This window comes from Bradyrhizobium sp. B039 (assembly GCF_038965675.1).
In the GTDB taxonomy this organism is placed as follows: Bacteria; Pseudomonadota; Alphaproteobacteria; order Rhizobiales; family Xanthobacteraceae; genus Bradyrhizobium; species Bradyrhizobium diazoefficiens.
In genome coordinates this window covers 6,968,226-6,989,341 of the sequence record NZ_CP152416.1, presented here as the reverse complement: position 1 = coordinate 6,989,341, position 21,116 = coordinate 6,968,226, and the positions used below count along the sequence as shown (strand labels likewise).

Here is a 21,116-nt window from a genome sequence, read left to right as displayed (position 1 = left end):
GGAGTGTCCGATGTCCCCGCCGCTCAACCGTATAAATAGCGACGAACGCCTGCCGGCGCAGGCCGACGTCGTCGTCATCGGCGGCGGCGTCATCGGCGTCTCGGCGGCCTATCATCTGGCGAAGAAGGGGCTTTCCGTCGCGCTCGTCGAGAAGGGGCATGTCGGCGGCGAACAGTCGAGCCGCAATTGGGGCTGGTGCCGCCAGCAGGGCCGCGCGCGTGAGGAGATTCCGCTGGCGCGCGAGGCGCTGCGGCTGTGGGAGGACATGCAGAACGACGCCGGCGTCGATGCCGGCTTCCGCCGCACCGGCGTCTTGTTCCTGACCAAGAGCAAGGACGAGCTCGCCGGCTGGGAACGCTGGGCCGCGATCGCGCGCGAGCAGCAGGTACACTCCACCGTCCTGACGCCGGCGGAGGTCGCCGAGCGCATGCCAGGCAATGCCGACAAATGGGTCGGCGGCCTGCACACGCCGAGCGACGGCCGCGCCGAGCCGTCGATGGCCGTGCCCGCGCTTGCGACTGCCGCGCGAAAGCACGGCGTTACGATCCACCAGGGCTGCGCCGCGCGCGGGCTGGAGACGACCGGCGGGCGGGTCAGCGCCGTCGTCACCGAGAAGGGCACCATCCGCGCGCAATCCGTGCTGCTGTCGGGCGGGGCATGGTCGTCGCTGTTCTGCCGCCGTCACGGCATCGAGCTGCCGATCGGCCTCGTCAACGCCACCGCATGCCGCACCACACCCGCGCCGGAGATTACCTCAGGGGCGCTCGGCACCGACTTCTACTGCATCCGCCGCCGCCTCGACGGCGGCTTCACGCTGGCGCTGCGCAACCGCGGCACGGTGGAGCTGTCGCCCGATCTATTCCGTTACGCCCGCACCTTCTGGCCGACCTATCTGCATCGCCGCAACGGACTGAAGATGTCGTTCGGCAAGTCGTTCTTCGACCAGCTCATGCGCGGCACCAGCTGGAGCCTCGACAAGCCCTCGCCGTTCGAGACCGAGCGGGTGCGCGATCCCGCGCCCGACATGTCGCTGGTCAATGCGGCGCTCGCATCGCTGATCAAGTCCAATCCCGAGTTGAAGGACATCGAGATCGCGGAAGCCTGGGGCGGCACGATCGACTGCACGCCCGATACGATCCCGGTGATCTCGCCGGTCGATGCGCTGCCGGGCTTCTTCCTCGCCACCGGCTTCTCCGGCCACGGCTTCGGCATCGGCCCTGCGGCCGGCAAGCTCGCCGCCGACATCGTGACCGGCTCGACGCCGCTGGTCGATCCTGAGCCCTACAGCCACAAGCGCATGATCGACGGCCGCCGGCTCGCGCCGGTCAGCCCGTTCTGAGGGCCTTGGCCGCATGACGGTTCTCTACAAGGCCAACATGGTGCGCGGCGCGGAGTGGGCGCGCTTCTTCGCGGAGCGCGCGCCGCATCTGCCGTTCCGGCTCTGGCCCGACATCGGCGATCCCGCCGAGGTGCGCTATCTCGTGGCGTGGGTGCCGCCTGATAACATTGCGGCGACCTTTCCAAACCTCGAGCTGGTCTTCTCGGTCGGCGCCGGCGTCGACCAGTTCGACGCCAGCAAACTTCCACCGCACATCCCGCTGGTGCGCATGCTGGAGCCCGGCATTGCCGAGACCATGGTGGAATACGTCACCATGGCCGTGCTCGCCCTGCATCGCGATCTCCTGCACTTCATCGCCCAGCAGAAGGAACAGGTCTGGCGCGAGATCCGGATCACGCCGGCGAAGCGGCGGCGTGTCGGCGTGATGGGGCTCGGCCAGCTCGGCCAGGCCGTGCTCGAACGCCTCAAGGCGTTCGGCTTCCCGCGTCTCGGCTGGAATCGCTCGCCGCGCGAGATCGAGGGCGTTATCTGCCATGCGGGCATGGACGCCTTGCCCGACTTCCTTGCGCAGACCGACATTCTCGTCTGCCTGCTGCCTCTGACCGATGAGACAAGCGGGATACTGAACGCGGACCTGTTCGCGCGCCTGCCGCGCGGCGCCTCCCTGGTCAATGTCGGGCGTGGCCCGCATCTCGTCGAGGCCGATGTCCTCGCGGCGCTCGACAGCGGCGCACTCTCGGGGGCTGTCCTCGACGTCACCGATCCCGAGCCGCTGCCGGCGGGCCATCCATTCTGGAGCCATCCGCGCATCTTGCTGACGCCGCACAACGCCAGCATGACCACGCCGGATACGGCCGTCGACTACGTGCTCGACGTCATCGCACGTCACCGTCGCGGCGAGGATCTGCCGGGGCGTGTCGATCGTACGCGCGGCTACTAGGACACTCGCATGAGCATCGGCGCCAGCAGATCTGACCAAGTCATTGCCGAAGCGCAGGGGCCGGTGCTGTCGGTCGCGGGCTTGACCACGTCCTTCACGCGCGAGCGGCAATGGATCCCTGTCGTCCGCAACGTGTCGTTCGACGTCGCGCCGCGCGAAACCGTGGCGATCGTCGGCGAGTCCGGTTCGGGCAAGAGTGTCACTGCGCTGTCGATCATGCGGCTCATTCCGAAGGAGAGCGGGCGGATCGAAGGGCGCGTCACGCTCGCCGGCCGCGATCTCCTCGCGCTGCCCGAAGCGAGCATGAAGGACATCCGCGGCAACGACGTTGCCATGATCTTCCAGGAGCCGATGACGAGCCTCAATCCGGTGCTCACCATCGGCTTCCAGATTGCGGAAGCGCTGATCCAGCATCGCGGCATGTCGCGGGCGGCGGCCGAGGCCGAGACCGTCCGGCTGCTCGATCGCGTCCGCATCCCCGCCGCGAAATCTCGCTTCCACGAGCATCCGCACCGCTTCTCCGGCGGTATGCGCCAGCGCGTGATGATCGCGATGGCGCTGGCCTGCAAGCCGAAACTCCTGATCGCCGACGAGCCGACCACCGCGCTCGACGTCACGATCCAGGCCCAGATCCTGGAGCTCCTGAAGGAGCTCCAGCAGGAAGAGGGGATGTCGATCCTCTTCATCACCCACGACATGGGCGTGGTCGCCGAGATCGCGGACCGCACGGTCGTGATGTATGGTGGGCAGGCGGTGGAGACCGATGCGACATCGCGCATCTTCGCTGCGCCCTCGCATCCCTACACCCGCGCGCTGCTCGCGGCGGTGCCTCGCCTCGGCTCGATGGACGGGCGTCCGCGGCCGATGCGGTTTCCGATTGTCGACAAGGTCACCGGCACCTCGGATGAGCCGACCGAGACACCGGATACGGTCTCGACTGCCGAGCGCCCGCTGCTCGAAGTCTCGAACCTCACCACGCGCTTTCCGATCCGCTCGGGCCTGTTCGGCAAGGTCTCCGGCCGCGTCCACGCGGTCGAGAACGTCTCCTTCACCTTGCACGCCGGCGAGACGCTGGCGCTGGTCGGCGAATCCGGCTGCGGCAAGTCGACGACCGGCCGCTCGATCCTCAAGCTGCTCGAGCCGGACAGCGGGACGGTTCTGCTCGACGGCCAGGATGTGCTGGCGATGAACGGCCGCACCTTGCGCGACTTCCGCAAGCAGATGCAGATCGTGTTTCAGGATCCGTTCGCGAGCCTCAATCCGCGCATGTCGGTGGGCACGGCGATCGCAGCGCCGCTGCTGGCCAACGGCCTCGCCACCGCTGCGCAGGGGCGCGACAAGGTCGCCGACCTGCTCGTGCGCGTCGGCCTGACCGCCGACATGGCCGCGCGCTTCCCGCACGAATTCTCCGGCGGCCAGCGCCAGCGCATCTGCATTGCGCGGGCGCTCGCGCTCGGGCCGAAGCTGATCGTCGCGGACGAGGCGGTTTCGGCGCTCGACGTCTCGGTGAAGGCGCAGGTCGTCAACCTGATGCTCGACCTTCAGGCCAGCATGGGCCTTGCCTACCTCTTCATTTCCCACGACATCGCGGTGGTCGAGCGCATGAGCCACCGGGTCGCGGTGATGTATCTCGGCGAGATCGTCGAGATCGGCCCGCGCGCAGATTTGTTCGGCAATCCGCAGCATCCCTATACGAAGAAGCTGATGGCCGCCGTGCCGGTCCCCGATCCCGCGCGCCGCGGCACCAGGCGCGAGGCCTCCAACGACGAGATCAGGAGCCCGGTGCGCGCGCCGGACTACCAGCCGCCGGTGCGGCAATATCGCGAGGTCTCGCCTGGTCACGTCGTCCAGGTGTGGGGCGAGGAGTGGTCGGCCTGAGGCGCGCAGGATGCGGTACGTTTCCGATGACGTGACCGAACGCATGAGTTGACGTGTACGAAGCAGGCAAGTGTAGATAGGTTTGATGTCGGCGAAAGCGCCGGGCAGATGCAGACTCGTCCTCCGGAAATCGTGACCGGATCGAGCGACAGGGAGCTGCGGAATGTGAACGATCTCATATTCCATCACACTCTTCTCGAGCTACCAATTCCGCAAGAAATTGCCGCACCCGAAGCTAACTGACAGACACGGGTGAGATGCAATGCCTGCGAAGCCGCGTGCTCGCAGCTTTGGATTGGCTCTCGTCTTGCTCGCGAGCAAGCCAGCCCCATCACTCAGCACAGATTTTTCAGAAATTGGAATCAGGGGAATCGCAAGACGCGTCCACGAGGCTGCCTCTATTCGGGGTCGGCCGGTAGGCTGCTACTTACCCAAGAAGGAGCTCACCAATGAAGCTAGGCGATGCAGTTTCCAGTGCAGTGTCCGAAACGAGGCAAGCCGGCAATCTTCGGATCGCTCGTTCCAGCCTGATCAAATCGGCCCATCTTCTTGAAAGAATTGGGCTCGCAGCCGTTGGCGCCTCTTGCGGCCTCTATGTGGGCGCGACCCTGTTGCGTCAGAGAGACGGACTGTTTGAAAGCGGCTGGATTGTGCTGATGACCACGCTCTACGGAGCTCTCAGCTATTATGTTGGAATCGATTTGTCTCGCAGTGTCGCTCGGAAGTCGATCTCGAGCCTCTCGGAAGAATACACCGGTTCCGAGGCGGTTGAGATCATGAGTGCGGCCGGAACGTTCGTCGCCGCCATTGCCGCAACCCTGTCAGTCAGCATCCTTGTCCTTGATCAAAATCTCCCCAACGGCCTGATAGGCTTTGTTGCCGGCTGTTGGGTGGTTGGCTCTTCGCTTCAAGTTGCGGCGGGCACGATGGCTCGCAGCTACGAAGCGTCGATGGACAAGGAATGAAGGACTGCGCTCACGGAAAGCGTCTGCCAGGCGTGGTGAGGCGGGCACGAGCCGCAGTGTTGGAGGGGGCCTCAGGTACGGGGTGAGTAGCCACGACTCATTGCAACCTCCGTCGTTCAACGCTGCGTGCTGACGATTCTTGGTAGCGCTGCCGTTCGCATCGGGCAATGCCGCTGCTTGGAAGCCCTATCAGTACTGAGCAACCTGAGTTTATCGCGCAACAAACAAGACGTGCCATCATGACGATGTTGGGATATCGTCCCCGCGCCGTGGTCCAAAATTCTGCTAACCGCCAACCACAGGATCGGTGGAGCCAATGCAGATTGCGGAGTGGCTCGAGAAGCTGGGACTTGGGCAGTACGCAGAGCGTTTTGTCCAAAATGGCGTCGACATGGGCGTCCTTCCCGAGCTGATGGACGAGGACTTCGATAAGCTCGGAGTCCTGCTCGGCCATCGCCGTAAAATGCTGCGTGCTATTGCCGACCTCGATCCCGCCGCGTTGATCGCATCGCCGGCTCCTCCTCACGACGCCGAGCGGCGCCACCTCACCGTCATGTTTTGCGATCTGGTCGGCTCGACTGCACTCTCGGCGCGTCTCGATCCCGAGGATATGTGGGAAGTGATCCGGGCCTATCGCGCTGCCTGCGCGAGGGTCATTTCCGCCTATGACGGCAGCATAGCGAGGTTCGTCGGCGACGGAATACTCGTCTATTTCGGCTATCCGCGCGCCCACGAGGATGACGCGGAGCGCGCAGTGCGCGCGGGCCTCGACGCCATCTCTGCGATGCGACAGCTCAAGACGAGCGGCGACGAACGGGTTGAGTTGCGGATCGCAATCGCGACCGGGCTTGTGGTGGTCGGCGACCTCATCAGCGGAGATGCGTCAGAGGAGAGCGCAACGGTCGGCGATACACCAAACCTCGCTGCCCGGCTCCAGAGCCTGGCGGAGCCGGGAGCGGTCGTCGTTGCCTCGTCGACGCGCCGGCTGCTCGGTGATCTCTTCACTTTTCGTAACCTCGGCCGCCGCGAGGTCAAGGGGATATCCGAACCCATCGCGGTCTGGGCGGTCGAGGGAGCGCCCGCATCGGAAAGTCGCTTCGAGGCGGTCCACGCGGCGCGCTCGATCGGCTTTGTCGGCCGCAAGGAGGAGATCGAACTCACGCTCTCGCGCCAGCGGTTGGCATGGCAGGGGCAAGGGCAGATGGTGCTGATTTCCGGCGAAGCCGGCATCGGCAAGTCGCGCATGGTTGCAATGCTGTCCGAAAGCCCCGTGTTGGGGGCGCACCGCCGCGTGCGATATCAGTGCTCACCGTACCACACCAACAGTGCGCTTCATCCCTTTGTCGCGCAACTCGAGCGCGCTGCCGGCATTTGCTCGCACGACACGCCCGGGCAAAAGCTCGACAAGCTCGAGGCGATGCTGGCGCTTGGAACGCAGCAGGTTGCCCGGGCGACAGCGCTCATTGCGGCACTGCTTTCGATCCCAACCGGCGACCGTTATCCGCCGCTCGGTCTGAGCCCGGCGCAGCTGCGGCGACAGACCTTTGCCACCCTTCTCGATCAGCTTGAGGGATTGGCGCGAGAGCAGCCCCTGCTGATCATCTGCGAGGATATGCATTGGGCCGATGCCACGACACTTGAACTGTTCGATCTCACGGTCGACCGGATCAGGCGACTGCCGATACTCGTGCTCATGACGTCGCGGCCGGAGTTCGAGCCCTCCTGGTCGGGCCTTGCCAACGTCACTCTGTTACGGCTCGACCGGCTCGATCGGCAGGACACGCGGGCGCTGGTCGAGCAGGTGACTGTCGGTCGCCAGCTGCCACGCGAGATGATGAAGCAGATCATCGACAGGACGGATGGCGTCCCGCTATTCGTCGAGGAATTGACCAAGATGGTGCTGGAGTCCGGATGGCTCGTCGAAGGTGCCGGGCGCTATCGCCTCGAAAGTCCGCTCCCGCCGCTCGCTATTCCCGCGACGCTGCAGGATTCGCTGATGGCGCGGCTCGACCGGCTGGCTCCGGTCAAGGAGGTGGCGCAGATTGGCGCCGCCATCGGCCGCGACTTCTCGTACGCGCTGCTGAGATATGTGGCGGGACGCGATGATCTGACGCTGAGCGCTGCTTTAGGGCAACTCGAGGAGGCCGAACTGCTGGTGTGTCGCGGGGCTCCGCCCGAGGCAAACTACAGTTTCAAGCACGCTCTCGTTCAGGAGGCGGCCTACGAGAGCCTGCTCAAGAGCAAACGGCAGGTGCTTCACACGCGCATCGGCGATGTCCTGCGCGAAAAGTTTCCAGTCGTCGCCGAGACTGAGCCGGAAGTTCTGGCACACCACTTCACCGAGGCTGGGCTGAACGAGGTCGCCCTCGAGTGGTGGCGCAAGGCGGGCCAGCAGGCGCTGAAACGCTCGGCCTATTCCGAGGCAATTGCGCATCTCGGCAAGGCGATTGCCATCGCCGATGAGTTGCCTGACGAGCCTCGCCGGATGATGAGCAGGCTGCATCTTCAAATCGCATATGGCCGCGCGTTAAGGGGCGGCCTCGGGCACAGCGCCCCCGAAACGGTAGCCGCATGGACGCGCGCCCGGCAGTTCGCTGCCGACATCAATGATCCGGTGGAACTTGCGCCGATCCATTCGGGCCTCTTCAATGCCTGTCTGACACACGGCGAACTTGCTCCAATGCGGGAACTGGCCGACGCCATCATGAGTGCCGCGGAGCGACGACCGGACGCGCCGGTGGCCGCCGTCGTTGCGCATTGGACAGGCGGCGTCACCTGCTGGTTCGGGGGCGACTATTTGAACGCGAGAACGCATCTCGAGCGGGCACTGGCGATCTATGGTGCCGAGCCGGATCCCGCGACGTTCAGGCCCTCGGCGCTGGATCTGCCGTTCGTGATCATGAGGTTTCTTGCTCTGGTGCTTTGGCCGCTTGGCAGCATCGCTCGCGCGCGCCGGCTCGCAGCCGAAGCGGTGAGCGCTTCGGGAGAACAACGGGCGCTGTCCCGGGCCAATGCGCTTGTTCATCGGGCCGTGTTCGACGGACTGTGCGGGGGCATGTTGCAGCAGACGGATACCATCCTGGCGCTCGGTCTCGCGCGCGACCACACGATGCCGCTGTATGTGGCCGCCGGTACCTATCTGAATGGCCTCGCCAAGTGGCGTGCCGGCGACCGGATGGCCGGACTGACGGAAATGCGTCGCGGATGGACCATGCTGCGCGAGAATGACTGCTACCTCTGTGAACCGTTTTGGGGGATGCAGGTCGCGATGGCCGACGCAGAGGTGGGCCAACTCGAAACCGGGCTGGAGATCTTGAGCGAATTGATCGCATGGGCGGGACAATCCGGTCAGCATTGGCTTGATGCCGAGCTGCATCGCGTCCAGGGCGAGCTTTTGTCGCGACATGACCCTCCGGACGATTCCGGGGCCGAAAATGCCTTCAACCGGGCGCTGGAAATCGCACGCCACCAACAGGCGAAGACTTTCGAGCTGCGCAGCGCCATTGGACTTGCGCGCCTGCACAAGACAAATGGCCGAGCGGGCGCGGTTTTCGAACTGCTCACTCCCGTCCTCGCCGAATTCGAGGCGGAACGAAATCTTCCCGAAATCGGGGAAGCGGAGACGCTGCTTAGGAATGGGCGTTAGACGCGCCGCCATTCGATCGGCGCAACCGGCGCGCCGACTTCAAGCCGGAATAGGTCGGCATCCTGGTCTTCGATTCGGGGAGCCGTAGTCTTCCGGTTTTGACACAGCTTAACCTAATGTGGTGAAAGCTAAATACGCTTCTCTTGGTTGTGAGCGCGAGTCTGCTGCTGCGGCGATCCCGATCTCGGCTAGCACCAATGTTGTCGGATTGCTCAGTGCCTCAAGGCGCAGACTCCATCCCAGGGCCGGGCCATGCGGCGATTGGCTTGCCTTCGCTGGGGCAGGCGCAGCGACCAAAGCCCATTGGAGATCCAGTCGTGGTTCGCTTGCATGTCGAACGTTTCATTCGCAGCCGGATTGTTCGCCGATCCTTGGCGCTCGGGATCATCGCTCTGAGCGGATGGACCCTGTTGCCGTATGTGACCTACCGAATCGCTCCCTCCGCCTATGTCAATGCCGAGCTCATGCGGGTGACTGCACCGATGGCGGGTCAGCTCTCGTCAGATCTTCCACGCAAGGGTGAATATTTCCAGCGCACCCGGGTGGTGCCGCTGGTCGAGGCGCGTTCGCCGGATCGCCGGCACCTCATGGACCTTGATCAGCAGCTCGCCATGTCCACCAAACGCGCCGAGCTCGCACGTCGGCAACTGGAGGAAATCGCCGAGCTCGATCGCAAGCTCGGCGAGCGCAGCGAGGACTATCGTTTGGGGATGGTGGAGCGCCTGAGCCACGAGATCGGCGAAACGGAAGCTGAAAAAGGCGGCTGTCTCGCCGAGGCGCGGCAGCGGAACGATGTCGCGGGCCGGATGGAGAGGCTCGTGAAGCTCGGCATCAGTTCGCAGATCCGCTCCGGTGAGGCCCAGGCCTCGCAGGAGGCAACCGCAACGCGGTGCCAGATGGCCGATGAACGCCTGCAGCGCCTCAAGACCGAGATGGGGGCGGTCGAGAAGGGCATCTATCTTCGTGGCGATGCCAATGACGTGCCGTATTCTCAGCAGCAGCGCGAGCGGCTTGTCCTCCGCCGCCAGGAGCTCGAGACGGACCTGTTGCAGAACAGCTCACGTGCCGCGCAGCTGGCCGCGGAGATCGCAGAGGAACGCACTCGACTTGATCGTCTCGATCACTACGATCTGTCCTTGCCCGCAGCCCATGTGGTCTGGTCGGTCGCGGCCAGCCCGGGCTCGATGGTCACGGAAGGGCAATCGGTCTTCGATTTTGCGGATTGCGAGCGCCGGTTCATCGTTGTTGAACTCCCCGAGCGTGATTTCGAGAAGATTAAGGCCGGAGATGCGGCTACCGTCCGCCTGATTGGGAGCCGCGAATGGAAGACCGGCCAGATCCGGCAAGTCCGCGGATCGGCAGCCTACGGCGATGATCGGCTGCTTGCGGCTCGGGTGCCGCGGCCTGATCCGGGCAACATCACCGTAGAGATATCGCTTCCGCCCAATGAGACGTCGGCCGATCGCAACGGCTCCTGCGATATCGGACGGTTGGCTGAGGTGCGCTTCGAGCGCAGCGCCGACGGCCTGCTACGATTGGTCAGCTCGAAGTTGAAATGGCTGACCGCTCGCCTGGAGCTCGACCAGTCGTCCCTGTAAGCGAGATGTTCCATGCAGGCCATGACTCTGCCGCTCTCTCAGCTGTTCGCGCCGATGCTGGGCATCTTTGCGGCGATGTACCTGTTGGCGCCGACCTTTCCAGTCGCGCGCCCTTGGGCGCGAGTCGCGGTCTTTGTCGTGGTTTGGCTCGTGGTCGCCCGCTATCTCGAATGGCGTATTTGCACCACCGTGCTGCCGGCAAGCGGGAGCTGGTATCAGGTCGGCTGGATCTGGCTCTGTCTGTTCGTCGAGCTTCTGACCTTCACAGATCAGTTCATTCTCTATCTGACTTTCCTTCGCAGGACCGATCGCCGCAGCGAAGCAGATCAGCACGAGCGTCGGCTTCGCAGCCTGCCGGATGACGAGTTGCCCTCGGTCGACGTCTTTATTCCGACCTATGACGAGCCATTCGAGGTGCTGGAAAAGACGATCACGGGCGCGCTGTGCCTGGGCTATCCAAATTTCCAGGTCTGGGTCTTGGATGATGGTCGCAGGCCTTGGCTCAGGGAACTCTGCAAGCAAAAGGGCGCCGGCTATCTCACGCGCGCCGACAACTTGAATGCCAAGGCCGGCAATATCAATCATGCCCTGACGAAGACGAGCGGCGAATTCTTCGCGATCTTTGATGCGGACTTCGTGCCGCAGCGCAATTTCCTGATGCGCACGATGGGCTTCTTCGCCGATCCAAAGATCGGAATCGTTCAGATCCCGCACACCTTCTACAATGAGGACCCGATGCAGGCGAATCTCGGCCTGCACAGGGGACTGCCGGACGAGCAACGGTTCTTCTTCGATTCCATCATGCCGGCGCGCGACGGCTGGGATGGTGCCTTTTGTTGTGGTTCCAACTCCGTCACGCGTCGCGCAGCACTCCGCGCGGTGGGCGATGCCTTGCCGACCCAGTCCATTACGGAAGACATGTTGTTGACGCTGGTCCTGCTGCGCAAGGGGTACGTTACTCGCTATCTACGCGAGCCGCTGGCGATTGGATTGGCGCCGGAAAGCCTTGACGCCTTTTTCGTGCAGCGGCAACGCTGGGCGCGTGGCGCGATCCAGACGCTGTATCTCGCCGACGGCCCGCTCGGCCCCGGACTGGGCTTGATGCATCGGCTCCTCTTCTTTCCGACGCATTGGCTCTCAATGGGCCTGCGGGCGCTCGCGGTCGTGTTGGTTCCGATCGTGTTCATGTGGACTGGGCTAGCGCCTGTCGTCGACGTCACTCCTGAGTCCGTCTTCTATTACTTGTTCCCCGCGATCCTGGCGCTTAACGGCGGCATCTCCTGGTTCGCGCCGCACGAGCACTTTCCGCTCGCCGCTCAGGTATCGGCGACTATCCAGAGCTTCAAGATCTTGCCAACGGTGCTCGGGACTCTCGTCAAGCCGACGGGGCATGCGTTCAGGGTAACGCCCAAGGGCGCAGCCGCGCGACGCGCAAGCTACGCCGCGGAGATATTCTGGCCATCGGCGGGTCTGATGGCGTTGACGGTCGTCGGCGTGGTTCTCAACACCATCCCGGAATGGCGGATCATCGATCATCCGGGCGCTTTACCGATGGTCGCCTTCTGGTCGGTCGTGAACATCGTCGTGCTCTTCTTCGTCTGCATGACCTCGCTGCAGGCGCGGATGGGACGTGCCGAGGAGCGTTTCGATGTCGATGAATCAGTCTTGATCCTGACTGGGACCGGCGAGGTGCTTTCTGGGCGCGTGAGCAACGTCTCCCTCTCTGGCGCCGGCGTTCTGCTCGGCGCCGGCATTGACTGTCCTCGCGCTGGAGAACCGCTGCGCGTGCACATCGCGCAGGTGGGGTGGATCGACGCGATGGTCGTGCAACAAAGAGGCCATCTCGTCGGGCTGCAGTTCCATTTGCCGCAGTCGCTTGAACGAGACCTGCTGATCCGGAAGCTCTTTACCGTCGCCCGCCTGAGGGGCAACGGCGTCATCGCGTGCTCGGTGAACAGGGCGATGCTCAAGAACATCTGGTCAATGGCCGCGCCGTTGCCCCACATTGTTGCAGGCGGCGCGAAGCCCGCGTCGTTTTCGCCGACCGAACGCCTGCCGGCAGAGAGCCTGGTCATTCGGCCTCAACCGCGGATCGACGACTTGGCACATCTTGCCGGAGTTCGAAGCCGTCATCCGGCGAGTTTTACTGAACCTCACTTTGGTCGAGTGGCCGGCACAGTGCTCGAGGCCGTCAAGCTGAGCTGATTGCTGTGTTATCCTTCTCGTCCGATCAGTCCATGGGCTATCGATCGACGGTCAGGCCGCTCATCGATGCCGTCAGTCTCCTTCCGGTGCTCTGCCAAAAACCTCAACCGGAACGAGCAACCATTCCTTAGCCCAAGGCGTTTACGGGGTTGAGGGTGGAGGGAGCGTCTCTTGATCGATCACCGTAGTGATGTTCGCCAGGGGCGTCTGACGCTCTGGGCCTCCGCATTTGTGGCGGTCGCTTGCTTGGCGATGGTCGCGCTCAGCGGCTGGCGGGAGTGGTCCTCGCGACAGACGCTGCTGAAGGGCTCCGAAACGGACATGGCCAATCTGGCCCGGTCGGTGACGCAACACGCGGACGATACGTTCGAACTCGCGGACACCGTTCTCAATGTGTTGGTTGGCCAACTCGAACTCGAGGGAACCAGCCCGGCGGCAATCGCCAAGATTCAGACCTTTCTTTCCCGGCGCAAAGCCGCGAACCGGATCCGCGCCGTGTTCGTCTATGACGAGACCGGCCGCTGGCTCGCGACCAGCGAGCCTGTGGATTTCGCCAGTCTCAACAACAGCGACCGAGAGTATTTCCAGCATCATCGCGCCATGGCTGACCGGGGAACCTTCATCGGGCCTCCAGTGAGGAGCAGGTCGGGCGGGCAATGGATCATCACCGCGTCAAGGCGCTTCAATCATCCTGACGGCAGTTTTGCCGGAGTGGCTCTTACCACGATCGATGTCGACTACTTTCTGCAATTCTATCGCGGGTTCGACGTTGGCCAGAACGGCTCAATTTCACTGGCGACAGCGAAAGGCATTGTCCTCGCGCGTAGCCCGGACAACGGATACACGGGCCGCGATCTGTCGAATGCACCGCTCTTTAGGAATTTCCGCGAGCGGCCGGCTGCGGGCGTCTACTACTTCACGTCGCCTCTCGACGGCGTTCGGCGACTGAGCTTTTATCAACTGAGCAGTCGCTACCCCGTTCTCGTGGTTGCGACGGAATCGGAAGACGACGTCTTGGCTCCATGGCGCAGGGCCGCGCTGATGCGCATGGCTGCGGTGCTGGGACTGATAGGAGGGCTCGCTGTTGCAGGGCTTTTGCTGGTGCGCCAGTTGCACCTGCGGCAAAAGATGGCCGCCGCCCTGATCGCCAAGGAGGCGGATTTTCGCCTCCTTGCGGAGCAGTCGGGAGACATGGTCATGCGCATCGCGCTCGATGGACGCATCCTCTATACGTCGCCGTCCAGCGCGCGGGTTCTCGGCTGGGCTCCGAACGAATTGGTAGATACGTCGGCCCTTGCCGGCATAAATCCCGCGGACCTGGCCCGGGTTGAGCAAACGATCTCCGCGCTGATGAACGGCGAAGCCGAGGAGGCTAGAATCACTTATCGCACTCGGCATCGCGAGAAAGGCGAGGTCTGGATCGAAACCGCGCTGCGCGTCGCAAGGAGTGCGCAGAGTGGAGACATCAACGGCGTGGTGGCGATCTCGCGCGACATGACCGAACGTAAGGACCTGGAGGATAAGCTGTCGGCTCTCGCCAGTTCGGATGGCCTGACGGCCCTGGCAAACCGCAGACACTTCGACGAGCGGCTGGAGGCGGAATGGGACCGGGCGAGGCGCGAAGGAACGCCTCTGTCACTGTTGCTGATGGACGTCGATCATTTCAAGCGTTTCAACGATCAGTACGGGCATCAGGCAGGCGATGCATGTCTTCGCTCGGTCGCCGGGGTCCTGGCAGAGCAGGCCAGACGGCCTGCAGACGTAGCCGCTCGGTATGGTGGTGAGGAATTCGCGTTGCTGCTGCCAAACACCGACATGGGAGGGTGCGAGCAGGTCGGCGAGCGAATCCGGCAAGCGATTCAGGACCTCGGGATTCTCCACGCGCTCAACCCGCCATCCAAGCAGGTCACCCTCAGTATTGGTGGCGCCACACATATGTCGTTCGGCGACAAGGCGGATTGCACGTCGTTGATTGTGGCTGCGGATAAAGCGCTCTACGCCGCCAAGGAGAGCGGACGCAACCGCCTTGTGATGTCAGGGCAAGTCGTCGCGTGGCCCGGCTCGATACGGGCTTGAAGAGCAGCCCTAGCGCGGCGCGGCGTGCGCCTCACGAATTCACGTGCACGAAATCCCGCAGCAGCGGATAGATCTCGTTGTTCCAGCGCTTGCCGGAGAACACGCCGTAATGGCCGACGCCGGCCTGCATGTGGTGCACGCGGCGATAGGCGCGCACGCCGGTGCAGAGGTCTTGCGCGGCGAGCGTCTGGCCGATCGAGCAGATGTCGTCCTTTTCGCCCTCGACCGTCATCAGCCCCATGCGGCTGACGGCTTTGGTGTTCACCGGCCGTCCCCGATGCATCAGCTTGCCCTGCGGCAGCAGATGCTCCTGGAATACGTCGCGCACGGTCTCGATGTAGAATTCTGCGGGCAGATCCATCACCGCGAAATATTCGTCGTAGAAGGTCTTGATGGTTGCCGCCTTTTCCTTCTCGCCCTTGGCGATGTGGTTGGCGAGGTCCATGTGCTGCTTGATGTGCCGCTCGAGATTCATCGAGACGAAGGCGGTGAGCTGCACGAAGCCGGGATAGACCTTGCGCAGCGCGCCGCGGCACTGCACCGGCACGTAGTTGATCAGGTTCTGCTCGAACCAGTCGATCGGCCTGCTCTTGGCGAATTCGTTCACCCTGGTCGGCTGGATCCGCGTGTCGATCGGCCCCGCCATCAGCGTCAGCGTCGCCGGCCGCGAGGGATGGTTACCTTCGCACATGACGGCGGCGGCCGCGAGCGCCGAGACCGACGGCTGGCAGATCGCCACCATATGCGGGCGCGGGCCGAGCTGGCCGAGGAAGTCGATGAGATGATCAGTGTAGTCGTCGAGCCCGAAGCGGCCCTCGCTGCGCGGAATGTCGCGCGGATTGTGCCAGTCGGTGATGTAGACGTCGTGGTCCTGGAGCAGCGTCTTCACGGTGCCGCGCAACAGCGTGGCGAAATGGCCGGACATCGGCGCCACCAGCAGCATGCGCGGCTGCTCGGGCACGTCCTGCTTCTTGAAGTGCAGCAGCGAGCCGAACGGGGTCGCGTAGGCGATCTCCTCGGTGACGGCGACCTCACGGTTGCCTACCATGACGCTGTCGATGCCGTAGGCCGGGCGATGGTAGGTGAGGGTGGAGCGCGAGATCAGCTCCAGCGCCGCCGACAGCCGGCCGACGACCTGGTGCGACACGCCCTGCGGCACCAGGTTGAGGAATTTGAGCGCAGACGAGGCGCCCGCCCGCCACGGCGCTGTCAGGTCCATCTGGTTCTGAAAGGCTTGATAATACATCGACATCATACTGAAGCGCCCACCTGTCCCATGGTGCCATGCAATATCGAAGCCAAAACTGAGTCAAATCGCCCGTAAAACTGGCACATCGCTTGCTCTTCAAGCGGGGTGTACACATTGGAAGCACAGGTAGTGGGCATGCCCGCGGGCCGGGCGGGGTGCCCATCTCAGGCGTGAGGGAAGAGGCCATATGGCGAAGGCGACACTGACCATCAGCAGCAAGAACTACTCGTCCTGGTCGCTGCGTGGCTGGCTGCTGACGAAGTTTTCCGGGCTCGATTTCGAGGAGATCGTGACCGCGCCCGACGACGCCTCCGCGCGCGCCGAAATCCTGTTGCTGTCGTCGTCGATCCTGGTGCCATGCCTGCGGCACGAGGGCGCGACTGTCTGGGATACGCTGGCGATTGCCGAATACCTCAACGAGGTGATGCCGGACGCCGGCCTGTTGCCGGATGACCGCGTCCAGCGCGCTCATTGCCGCTCGATCTGCGGCGAAATCCATTCCGGCTTCACCACGCTGCGCGCCTCGCTGCCTGTCAATCTGAAGGGACACTTCCCCGGCTTCAAGATCTGGTCGCGCGCGCAGGCCGACATCGACCGCGTCTGGTCCATCTGGCGCGACTGCCTGGAGAAATCGGGCGGCCCGTTCCTGTTCGGTGAGAGGCGCACCATGGCGGATGCGATGTACGCGCCCGTGGTGACGCGCTTCGTGACCTATGACGTCAAGCTCGAGCCGCTTCTGAAGGCCTACGCCGATACCATCATGGCCATGCCCGAGATGCAGGAATGGATCGCGGCGGCCAAGGAAGAGCCGGCCGAGATCGAGGAGCTCGAGGTCGAATATTAGGCAGGCGTTGCGCTGGCCTGCCTGTTTCGGGGGCGGGGACCGGCTGGGGCGGCGGTGCGAGCCATGCCTTGTCCACCGTTAACCTTTGGCGCCGGCTCCAGGCTCGAGCCCACCCGGCCGTCGCGCAGATATTGTGCGCGAAAACAGATCCGCGTCGACATCTAGCCGTGAACAGGCGTGGACGAGGCGATTCGGCTGATTCGGACGCGATTCGTTCGAACCGCGTTCCGAAGGTTAAGGCGGAGCGCGGCCCCGTTGCATTTTGGAACAGAAGCCGCTGTCAGGCGACGCCGGAGTGCTTCACACGCGGCAAGCGCCAGCCGATCACGGTCGCTTCGACCGCGATGCCGGCCTCGTGGTTCTGCCAGCGTCCCTCGACATAGCGGCAGGCGAACGGCAGTTGATACGTTCCGCTGTGATCCTCGCACAGCACTTCGACCGGCAAGCCAGGAGGCGGTTCACCGGCTCCGTCGAATTCCGCCAGACGTCTATCGCGCGTTGCCATTCCAAAAATCTCCCCTAATCAAAGCCGCGGAAAGAGCGCCCATTTCTTCCGCGCGCGGTTCACTGCTCCCTGTCCCAAGGGAACAAGCCAAGCTCAACGCGAGAATGCGGTACGAGTGTGGTAGCGTCCGGCGGCTGTGCGCAAACAGCGCACATTGCCGTGATCAATTTGACGAGGAACCTGCATGCCGTTTCGAAGCGCCGGCGTCTGTGTCGTGATGTTGCTGCTCGCCACGCTGGCGATCGCGCCGCTCCGCGCGCAGGACGTGCCCGGCATCGAGATCTGCACCGTCGAGAAGACCATGGAGCGGCGCACGAGCTGCCTCCAGAGCAACGTCGATTTCCTCCAGAAGACGATCACCAAGCTCAACCTCGATCACCAGCAGAGGCTGGATGCCGCCAATCGCCAGATCGACGCGTTGAAGACGAGCCTTGCCGGCTTGCAGAAGACGCTCGGCGATCTCCAGGCCGCGCAAACGAAGATCGCGGAGGACGTGAAGAAGAAGCAGGACGCGCCGCCGGCCAAGGACGCGGCGAAATAGGCGCCGCGCTCACGCGACGCGATATCGCTCCATCACGCCGCGGTCGGGCTCATAGCCGAGCCCAAGCCCAGTCGGCACCGCGACATGGCCGGTGGCATCGACGTCGGCGCGGCCGCCCCAGAGGCAGGCTTCGCGCTTCAGGTAAAACATCTCGACGAACCCGTCGTCGCGCCCCGCCAGCAGATGCAAGGTCGCAAGCAGGCCGGGGCCGAAATACGGGGAATGCGGGACGATCTGGACGCCGAGCCGATCGGCGAGCGCCGCGACCTTCAGGAACTCCGTGATGCCGCCGACCTTGATCACCGACGGCTGGGCGTGGCTCACCGCGCCCGCATTCATCATCTGGCGGAATTGATATTCCGTGCAGGCGTTCTCGCCGGCGGCGACGCCGAGCCCGCCCTTGCTGCGGACCTCGGCGAGCGCGGCAAAATCCTCCGGTGGCCAGACCGGCTCCTCCAGGAACATCGGCTGCGCGTCCCGGCATGTCCCGGCGAACGCGATCGCCTGCTCGCCTGACAGCGGGCAGTTCATGTCCACCATCAGCGGTATGCCCGGCCCGATCGCCTCGCGCGCGGCATAGACCGCCGGCGCCGTGGTCTCGTGCAGCTTGATGGCGCCATAGCCGAGCGCGAGCGCCTTCTTGCATTCGGCCGCGATGTTGTCGGGCGAGCCGATCCGCAACAGGCTCGCATAGGCCGGAATGGCCGGGCGCCTGGTCTCGCCGAGCAGGCGGTGCACCGGCACGCCCTTGATCTTCGCGGCGAGGTCCCAAAGCGCGATGTCGAGCCCGGAGATCGCGAACATGGTGATGCCGTAGCGGCCGAACAGATGCAGATTGCGCTGGATCTGCTCCATCACCGCGGGAATGCCGGCGGCATCGGGAACCTCCAGGCCACGGGCCTGCGGTGCGATCATCTCCTCGACGGCGCTGCGCGTGGTGCGGGGGCAGACATAGGCGAAGGCATCGCCCCAGCCGGTCAACCCGGCATCGGTCGTGACCTCGACGATCACCATGTCGAGCGCGGTGATGGCGGAGGCGCCCTGGCGGAAGCTCGCGACACCGGCGTCATAGGGGATGCGGATCTGGTGCGCCCGCACATCGGTGATCTTCATGACGCGGTTCCTCCTGCTTTCTTGTGAGCGGTTTCAAGGACGTCCCGAGTGTAGCCATGAATGCCCGGACGTTGCCAGTAGCTGTGCCGGCGTTATTCTCTTGCGGGATCGCAACGCCGATCAAGCGAAGCCCGCGGCGTTCCGTGCATCATGGTCGCGCTTCGAACGAGGGCCCGAACCAGCATGAATCCAGCCCAGCGCGCGCTCTGGTATATCGAGAGCCATCTGGCCGAGCCGATGACGCTCGACGAGATCGCTGCGATATCGGGCGTGTCGCGGTTCCACATCGTGCGCGCGTTTGCCGCAGCCACCGGCCTGCCGGTGATGCGTTACGTGCGTGCACGGCGGCTGACCGAGGCGGCGCGCAGCCTTGCGAACGGCGCGCCGGACATCCTGTCGCTGGCGCTGGAGGCGGATTACGGCTCGCACGAAGCATTCACCCGCGCGTTCCGCGACCAGTTCGGCACCACACCCGAAGCGGTGCGGGTCGCGACGTGCACCGGCCATCTCAAGCTTCAGGAGCCGATCCTCATGGACTCCACCATCTCAGACACTCTCGCCCCGCCGCGTTTCGAGACCGCAACGGCCTTCCTTGTCGCCGGCATCAGTGAACGCATCTCCTGCGACAACGGCGCGATCATCCCGGGGATGTGGCAGCGCTTCCACCAGGAGGTCGCCGACATTCCGGCGCGTGTCGGCAACGTCGCCTATGGCGTTTGCTGCAACGGCGACGATGCCGGCAATTTCGACTACATCGCCGGTGTCGAGGTCAGCGATTATTCCGACCTGCCGCGCCGCTTCGGCCGCATCCGCATCCCCGAGCAGCGCTATGCGGTGTTCGCCCACACCGACCACGTCGCCTCGATCAGGCGCACCGTCAACACGATCTGGAATCAGTGGCTGCCCGCCTCCGGCCTGAAGGCCGCGGACGCGCCGAGCTTCGAGCGCTACGACGAAAAATTCGATCCCGCGACCGGCAATGGCGGCTTCGAGATCTGGGTGCCGGTGCGCGGGTAGCACGATCCGCGAGGACCCTTAGTCGCGCCTTGCGGCGCAACGCTGGCATACCGTCCCGCTTGCTTGGCAAGCCCCGGTGACTTTGTCATAACCGCAGGCAAATCTTGCGTGTGGGGCCCGTGCCGGACATCCCGTGCAAGCCATAACAAGCAGCCGGGAGGGTCTCAATGTCTGACGTCCGCGTTCTCGCCACCGACCTCGAATTTCCCGAAGGGCCGGTCGTGATGCCGGACGGTTCGGTGGTGCTGGTGGAAATCCGCGGCCAGCGCCTGACCCGCGTCCATCCCGACGGCCGCAAGGAGATCGTGGCGAAGGTGCCGGGCGGACCGAATGGCGCCGCCCTCGGCCCCGACGGCAAGATCTACATCTGCAACAATGGCGGCTTCTCCTGGATTCCGACCGGCCAGATGATCATGCCGGGCCCGCAGCCGGACAACTATCTCGGCGGCTCGATCCAACGCGTCGACCTGCAATCCGGCAAGGTCGAGACCGTCGTGACCAAATGCGGCGAGCACGAGCTGCGCGGGCCGAACGATCTGGTGTTCGACAGGCACGGCGGCCTCTGGTTCTCCGATCTCGGCAAGCGCCGCGCGCGCGAGATGGACGTCGGCGGCATGTATTATCTCAAGCCCGGCATGAAAGAGGTCGTGGAGGTCGTGCACGGCGTGCTGCCGGCCAACGGCATCGGGCTCTCGCCGGACGAGAACACCGTCTACATCGCGGAGACGCCGACGGCGCGGCTCTGGGCCTATGAGCTCTCCGCGCCCGGCACGCTGAGGCCGCGCGAGGTGATCTATCGCGGCGAGCGGGGCAAGCCGATCTGCGGCCTCGGCGGCTACCAGATGTTCGACTCGCTCGCGGTGGAGGCGAACGGCAATGTCTGCGTCGCCACCCTCGTCTCCGGCTGCATCTCGGTGATCGCGCCTGACGGCACCCTGGTCGAGCAGGTGCCGACCGGCGACCGCGTCACCACCAACATCGCCTTCGGCGGCCCTGGGCTGAAGACCGCCTACATCACGCTGTCAGGCAAGGGCGAGCTGATCGCCATGGACTGGCCGCGCGGCGGTTTGCCGTTGAACTTCTTGAACAAGTGACAATCGCGTAAAACGCGATTGTCATCCCGGGGCTATGCGGAGCATAGAACCCGGGATCTCGAGATTCTCAGGTGCGCAATTGCGCACCATAGTCTGGTCCTTCGGA

Annotated in this window: 15 protein-coding genes; 12 read left to right on the top strand and 3 right to left on the bottom strand. The window is 64.2% G+C overall.

Annotation, left to right across the window (positions count from 1 at the left end; all coding sequences use genetic code 11):
- The first annotated feature begins 10 nt into the window (after window positions 1-10).
- The 8 genes from AAFG50_RS33205 to AAFG50_RS33170 all read left to right on the top strand — a co-directional run bounded on the left by AAFG50_RS33205 (window position 11) and on the right by AAFG50_RS33170 (window position 14,647).
- Window positions 11-1,339 carry an FAD-binding oxidoreductase gene (locus AAFG50_RS33205; RefSeq protein WP_028174578.1) on the top strand — a complete coding sequence of 443 codons (1,329 nt, stop codon included), beginning with the start codon at window positions 11-13 and terminating at the stop codon, window positions 1,337-1,339.
- A gap of 13 nt (window positions 1,340-1,352) precedes the next feature.
- Window positions 1,353-2,279 (top strand): glyoxylate/hydroxypyruvate reductase A, encoded by a 927-nt coding sequence (locus AAFG50_RS33200; protein WP_028174579.1) that lies wholly within the window; start codon window positions 1,353-1,355, stop codon window positions 2,277-2,279.
- 9 nt (window positions 2,280-2,288) lie between these two features.
- Window positions 2,289-4,157: an ABC transporter ATP-binding protein gene (locus tag AAFG50_RS33195; RefSeq protein WP_028174580.1), complete on the top strand. Its 1,869-nt coding sequence runs from the start codon at window positions 2,289-2,291 to the stop codon at window positions 4,155-4,157.
- 449 nt (window positions 4,158-4,606) lie between these two features.
- Window positions 4,607-5,122, top strand: a complete 516-nt coding sequence (locus tag AAFG50_RS33190) for a hypothetical protein (RefSeq protein ID WP_028174581.1) — start codon at window positions 4,607-4,609, stop codon at window positions 5,120-5,122.
- 316 nt (window positions 5,123-5,438) lie between these two features.
- Window positions 5,439-8,768, top strand: a complete 3,330-nt coding sequence (locus tag AAFG50_RS33185) for an adenylate/guanylate cyclase domain-containing protein (protein ID WP_028174582.1) — start codon at window positions 5,439-5,441, stop codon at window positions 8,766-8,768.
- 317 nt (window positions 8,769-9,085) lie between these two features.
- Complete coding sequence (locus AAFG50_RS33180; protein WP_231166566.1) at window positions 9,086-10,366, top strand: HlyD family secretion protein; 1,281 nt, start codon at window positions 9,086-9,088, stop codon at window positions 10,364-10,366.
- 12 nt (window positions 10,367-10,378) lie between these two features.
- On the top strand, window positions 10,379-12,571 hold the full coding sequence (locus tag AAFG50_RS33175; RefSeq protein ID WP_028174584.1) for a glycosyltransferase: 2,193 nt from the start codon (window positions 10,379-10,381) through the stop codon (window positions 12,569-12,571).
- Between the two features lie 171 nt (window positions 12,572-12,742).
- On the top strand, window positions 12,743-14,647 hold the full coding sequence (locus AAFG50_RS33170; protein ID WP_028174585.1) for a diguanylate cyclase: 1,905 nt from the start codon (window positions 12,743-12,745) through the stop codon (window positions 14,645-14,647).
- A gap of 31 nt (window positions 14,648-14,678) precedes the next feature.
- Here the strand turns inward: AAFG50_RS33170 and phaZ are convergent, their stop codons facing one another.
- The gene (gene phaZ, locus AAFG50_RS33165) at window positions 14,679-15,902 is read right to left on the bottom strand and encodes a polyhydroxyalkanoate depolymerase (RefSeq protein ID WP_028174586.1); all 1,224 of its coding nucleotides are present in this window, start codon (window positions 15,900-15,902) and stop codon (window positions 14,679-14,681) included.
- A gap of 181 nt (window positions 15,903-16,083) precedes the next feature.
- Between phaZ and AAFG50_RS33160 the strand changes: the two genes are divergently transcribed.
- The gene (locus AAFG50_RS33160) at window positions 16,084-16,740 is read left to right on the top strand and encodes a glutathione S-transferase family protein (protein WP_028174587.1); all 657 of its coding nucleotides are present in this window, start codon (window positions 16,084-16,086) and stop codon (window positions 16,738-16,740) included.
- Window positions 16,741-17,020: 280 nt separating this feature from the next.
- Here AAFG50_RS33160 and AAFG50_RS33155 read toward each other — a convergent pair whose 3' ends face one another.
- Complete coding sequence (locus tag AAFG50_RS33155; RefSeq protein WP_011089440.1) at window positions 17,021-17,245, bottom strand: hypothetical protein; 225 nt, start codon at window positions 17,243-17,245, stop codon at window positions 17,021-17,023.
- Between the two features lie 184 nt (window positions 17,246-17,429).
- Between AAFG50_RS33155 and AAFG50_RS33150 the strand changes: the two genes are divergently transcribed.
- Entirely contained in the window at window positions 17,430-17,786 is a 357-nt protein-coding gene (locus AAFG50_RS33150) for a hypothetical protein (RefSeq protein WP_028174588.1), read from the top strand.
- A 9-nt stretch (window positions 17,787-17,795) separates the two neighbouring features.
- Here the strand turns inward: AAFG50_RS33150 and AAFG50_RS33145 are convergent, their stop codons facing one another.
- Complete coding sequence (locus AAFG50_RS33145; protein ID WP_028174589.1) at window positions 17,796-18,899, bottom strand: mandelate racemase/muconate lactonizing enzyme family protein; 1,104 nt, start codon at window positions 18,897-18,899, stop codon at window positions 17,796-17,798.
- Window positions 18,900-19,082: 183 nt separating this feature from the next.
- On the opposite strand from AAFG50_RS33145, the gene AAFG50_RS33140 reads away from it, so the two are divergent.
- Both AAFG50_RS33140 and AAFG50_RS33135 read left to right on the top strand, forming a co-directional pair.
- Window positions 19,083-19,916 carry an AraC family transcriptional regulator gene (locus tag AAFG50_RS33140; RefSeq protein ID WP_028174590.1) on the top strand — a complete coding sequence of 278 codons (834 nt, stop codon included), beginning with the start codon at window positions 19,083-19,085 and terminating at the stop codon, window positions 19,914-19,916.
- Window positions 19,917-20,083: 167 nt separating this feature from the next.
- Window positions 20,084-21,010, top strand: a complete 927-nt coding sequence (locus tag AAFG50_RS33135) for an SMP-30/gluconolactonase/LRE family protein (protein ID WP_028174591.1) — start codon at window positions 20,084-20,086, stop codon at window positions 21,008-21,010.
- Window positions 21,011-21,116: the final 106 nt, after the last annotated feature.

What these genes read in the sequence shown, in the direction of transcription:
- phaZ (WP_028174586.1), bottom strand. Translation starts at nt 15,902, where the DNA reads ATGATGTCGATGTATTATCAAGCCTTTCAGAACCAGATGGACCTGACA.
- AAFG50_RS33195 (WP_028174580.1), top strand. Translation starts at nt 2,289, where the DNA reads ATGAGCATCGGCGCCAGCAGATCTGACCAAGTCATTGCCGAAGCGCAG.
- AAFG50_RS33205 (WP_028174578.1), top strand. Translation starts at nt 11, where the DNA reads ATGTCCCCGCCGCTCAACCGTATAAATAGCGACGAACGCCTGCCGGCG.
- AAFG50_RS33185 (WP_028174582.1), top strand. Translation starts at nt 5,439, where the DNA reads ATGCAGATTGCGGAGTGGCTCGAGAAGCTGGGACTTGGGCAGTACGCA.
- AAFG50_RS33190 (WP_028174581.1), top strand. Translation starts at nt 4,607, where the DNA reads ATGAAGCTAGGCGATGCAGTTTCCAGTGCAGTGTCCGAAACGAGGCAA.
- AAFG50_RS33140 (WP_028174590.1), top strand. Translation starts at nt 19,083, where the DNA reads ATGAATCCAGCCCAGCGCGCGCTCTGGTATATCGAGAGCCATCTGGCC.
- AAFG50_RS33160 (WP_028174587.1), top strand. Translation starts at nt 16,084, where the DNA reads ATGGCGAAGGCGACACTGACCATCAGCAGCAAGAACTACTCGTCCTGG.
- AAFG50_RS33175 (WP_028174584.1), top strand. Translation starts at nt 10,379, where the DNA reads ATGCAGGCCATGACTCTGCCGCTCTCTCAGCTGTTCGCGCCGATGCTG.
- AAFG50_RS33135 (WP_028174591.1), top strand. Translation starts at nt 20,084, where the DNA reads ATGTCTGACGTCCGCGTTCTCGCCACCGACCTCGAATTTCCCGAAGGG.
- AAFG50_RS33200 (WP_028174579.1), top strand. Translation starts at nt 1,353, where the DNA reads ATGACGGTTCTCTACAAGGCCAACATGGTGCGCGGCGCGGAGTGGGCG.
- AAFG50_RS33145 (WP_028174589.1), bottom strand. Translation starts at nt 18,899, where the DNA reads ATGAAGATCACCGATGTGCGGGCGCACCAGATCCGCATCCCCTATGAC.
- AAFG50_RS33155 (WP_011089440.1), bottom strand. Translation starts at nt 17,245, where the DNA reads ATGGCAACGCGCGATAGACGTCTGGCGGAATTCGACGGAGCCGGTGAA.
- AAFG50_RS33150 (WP_028174588.1), top strand. Translation starts at nt 17,430, where the DNA reads ATGCCGTTTCGAAGCGCCGGCGTCTGTGTCGTGATGTTGCTGCTCGCC.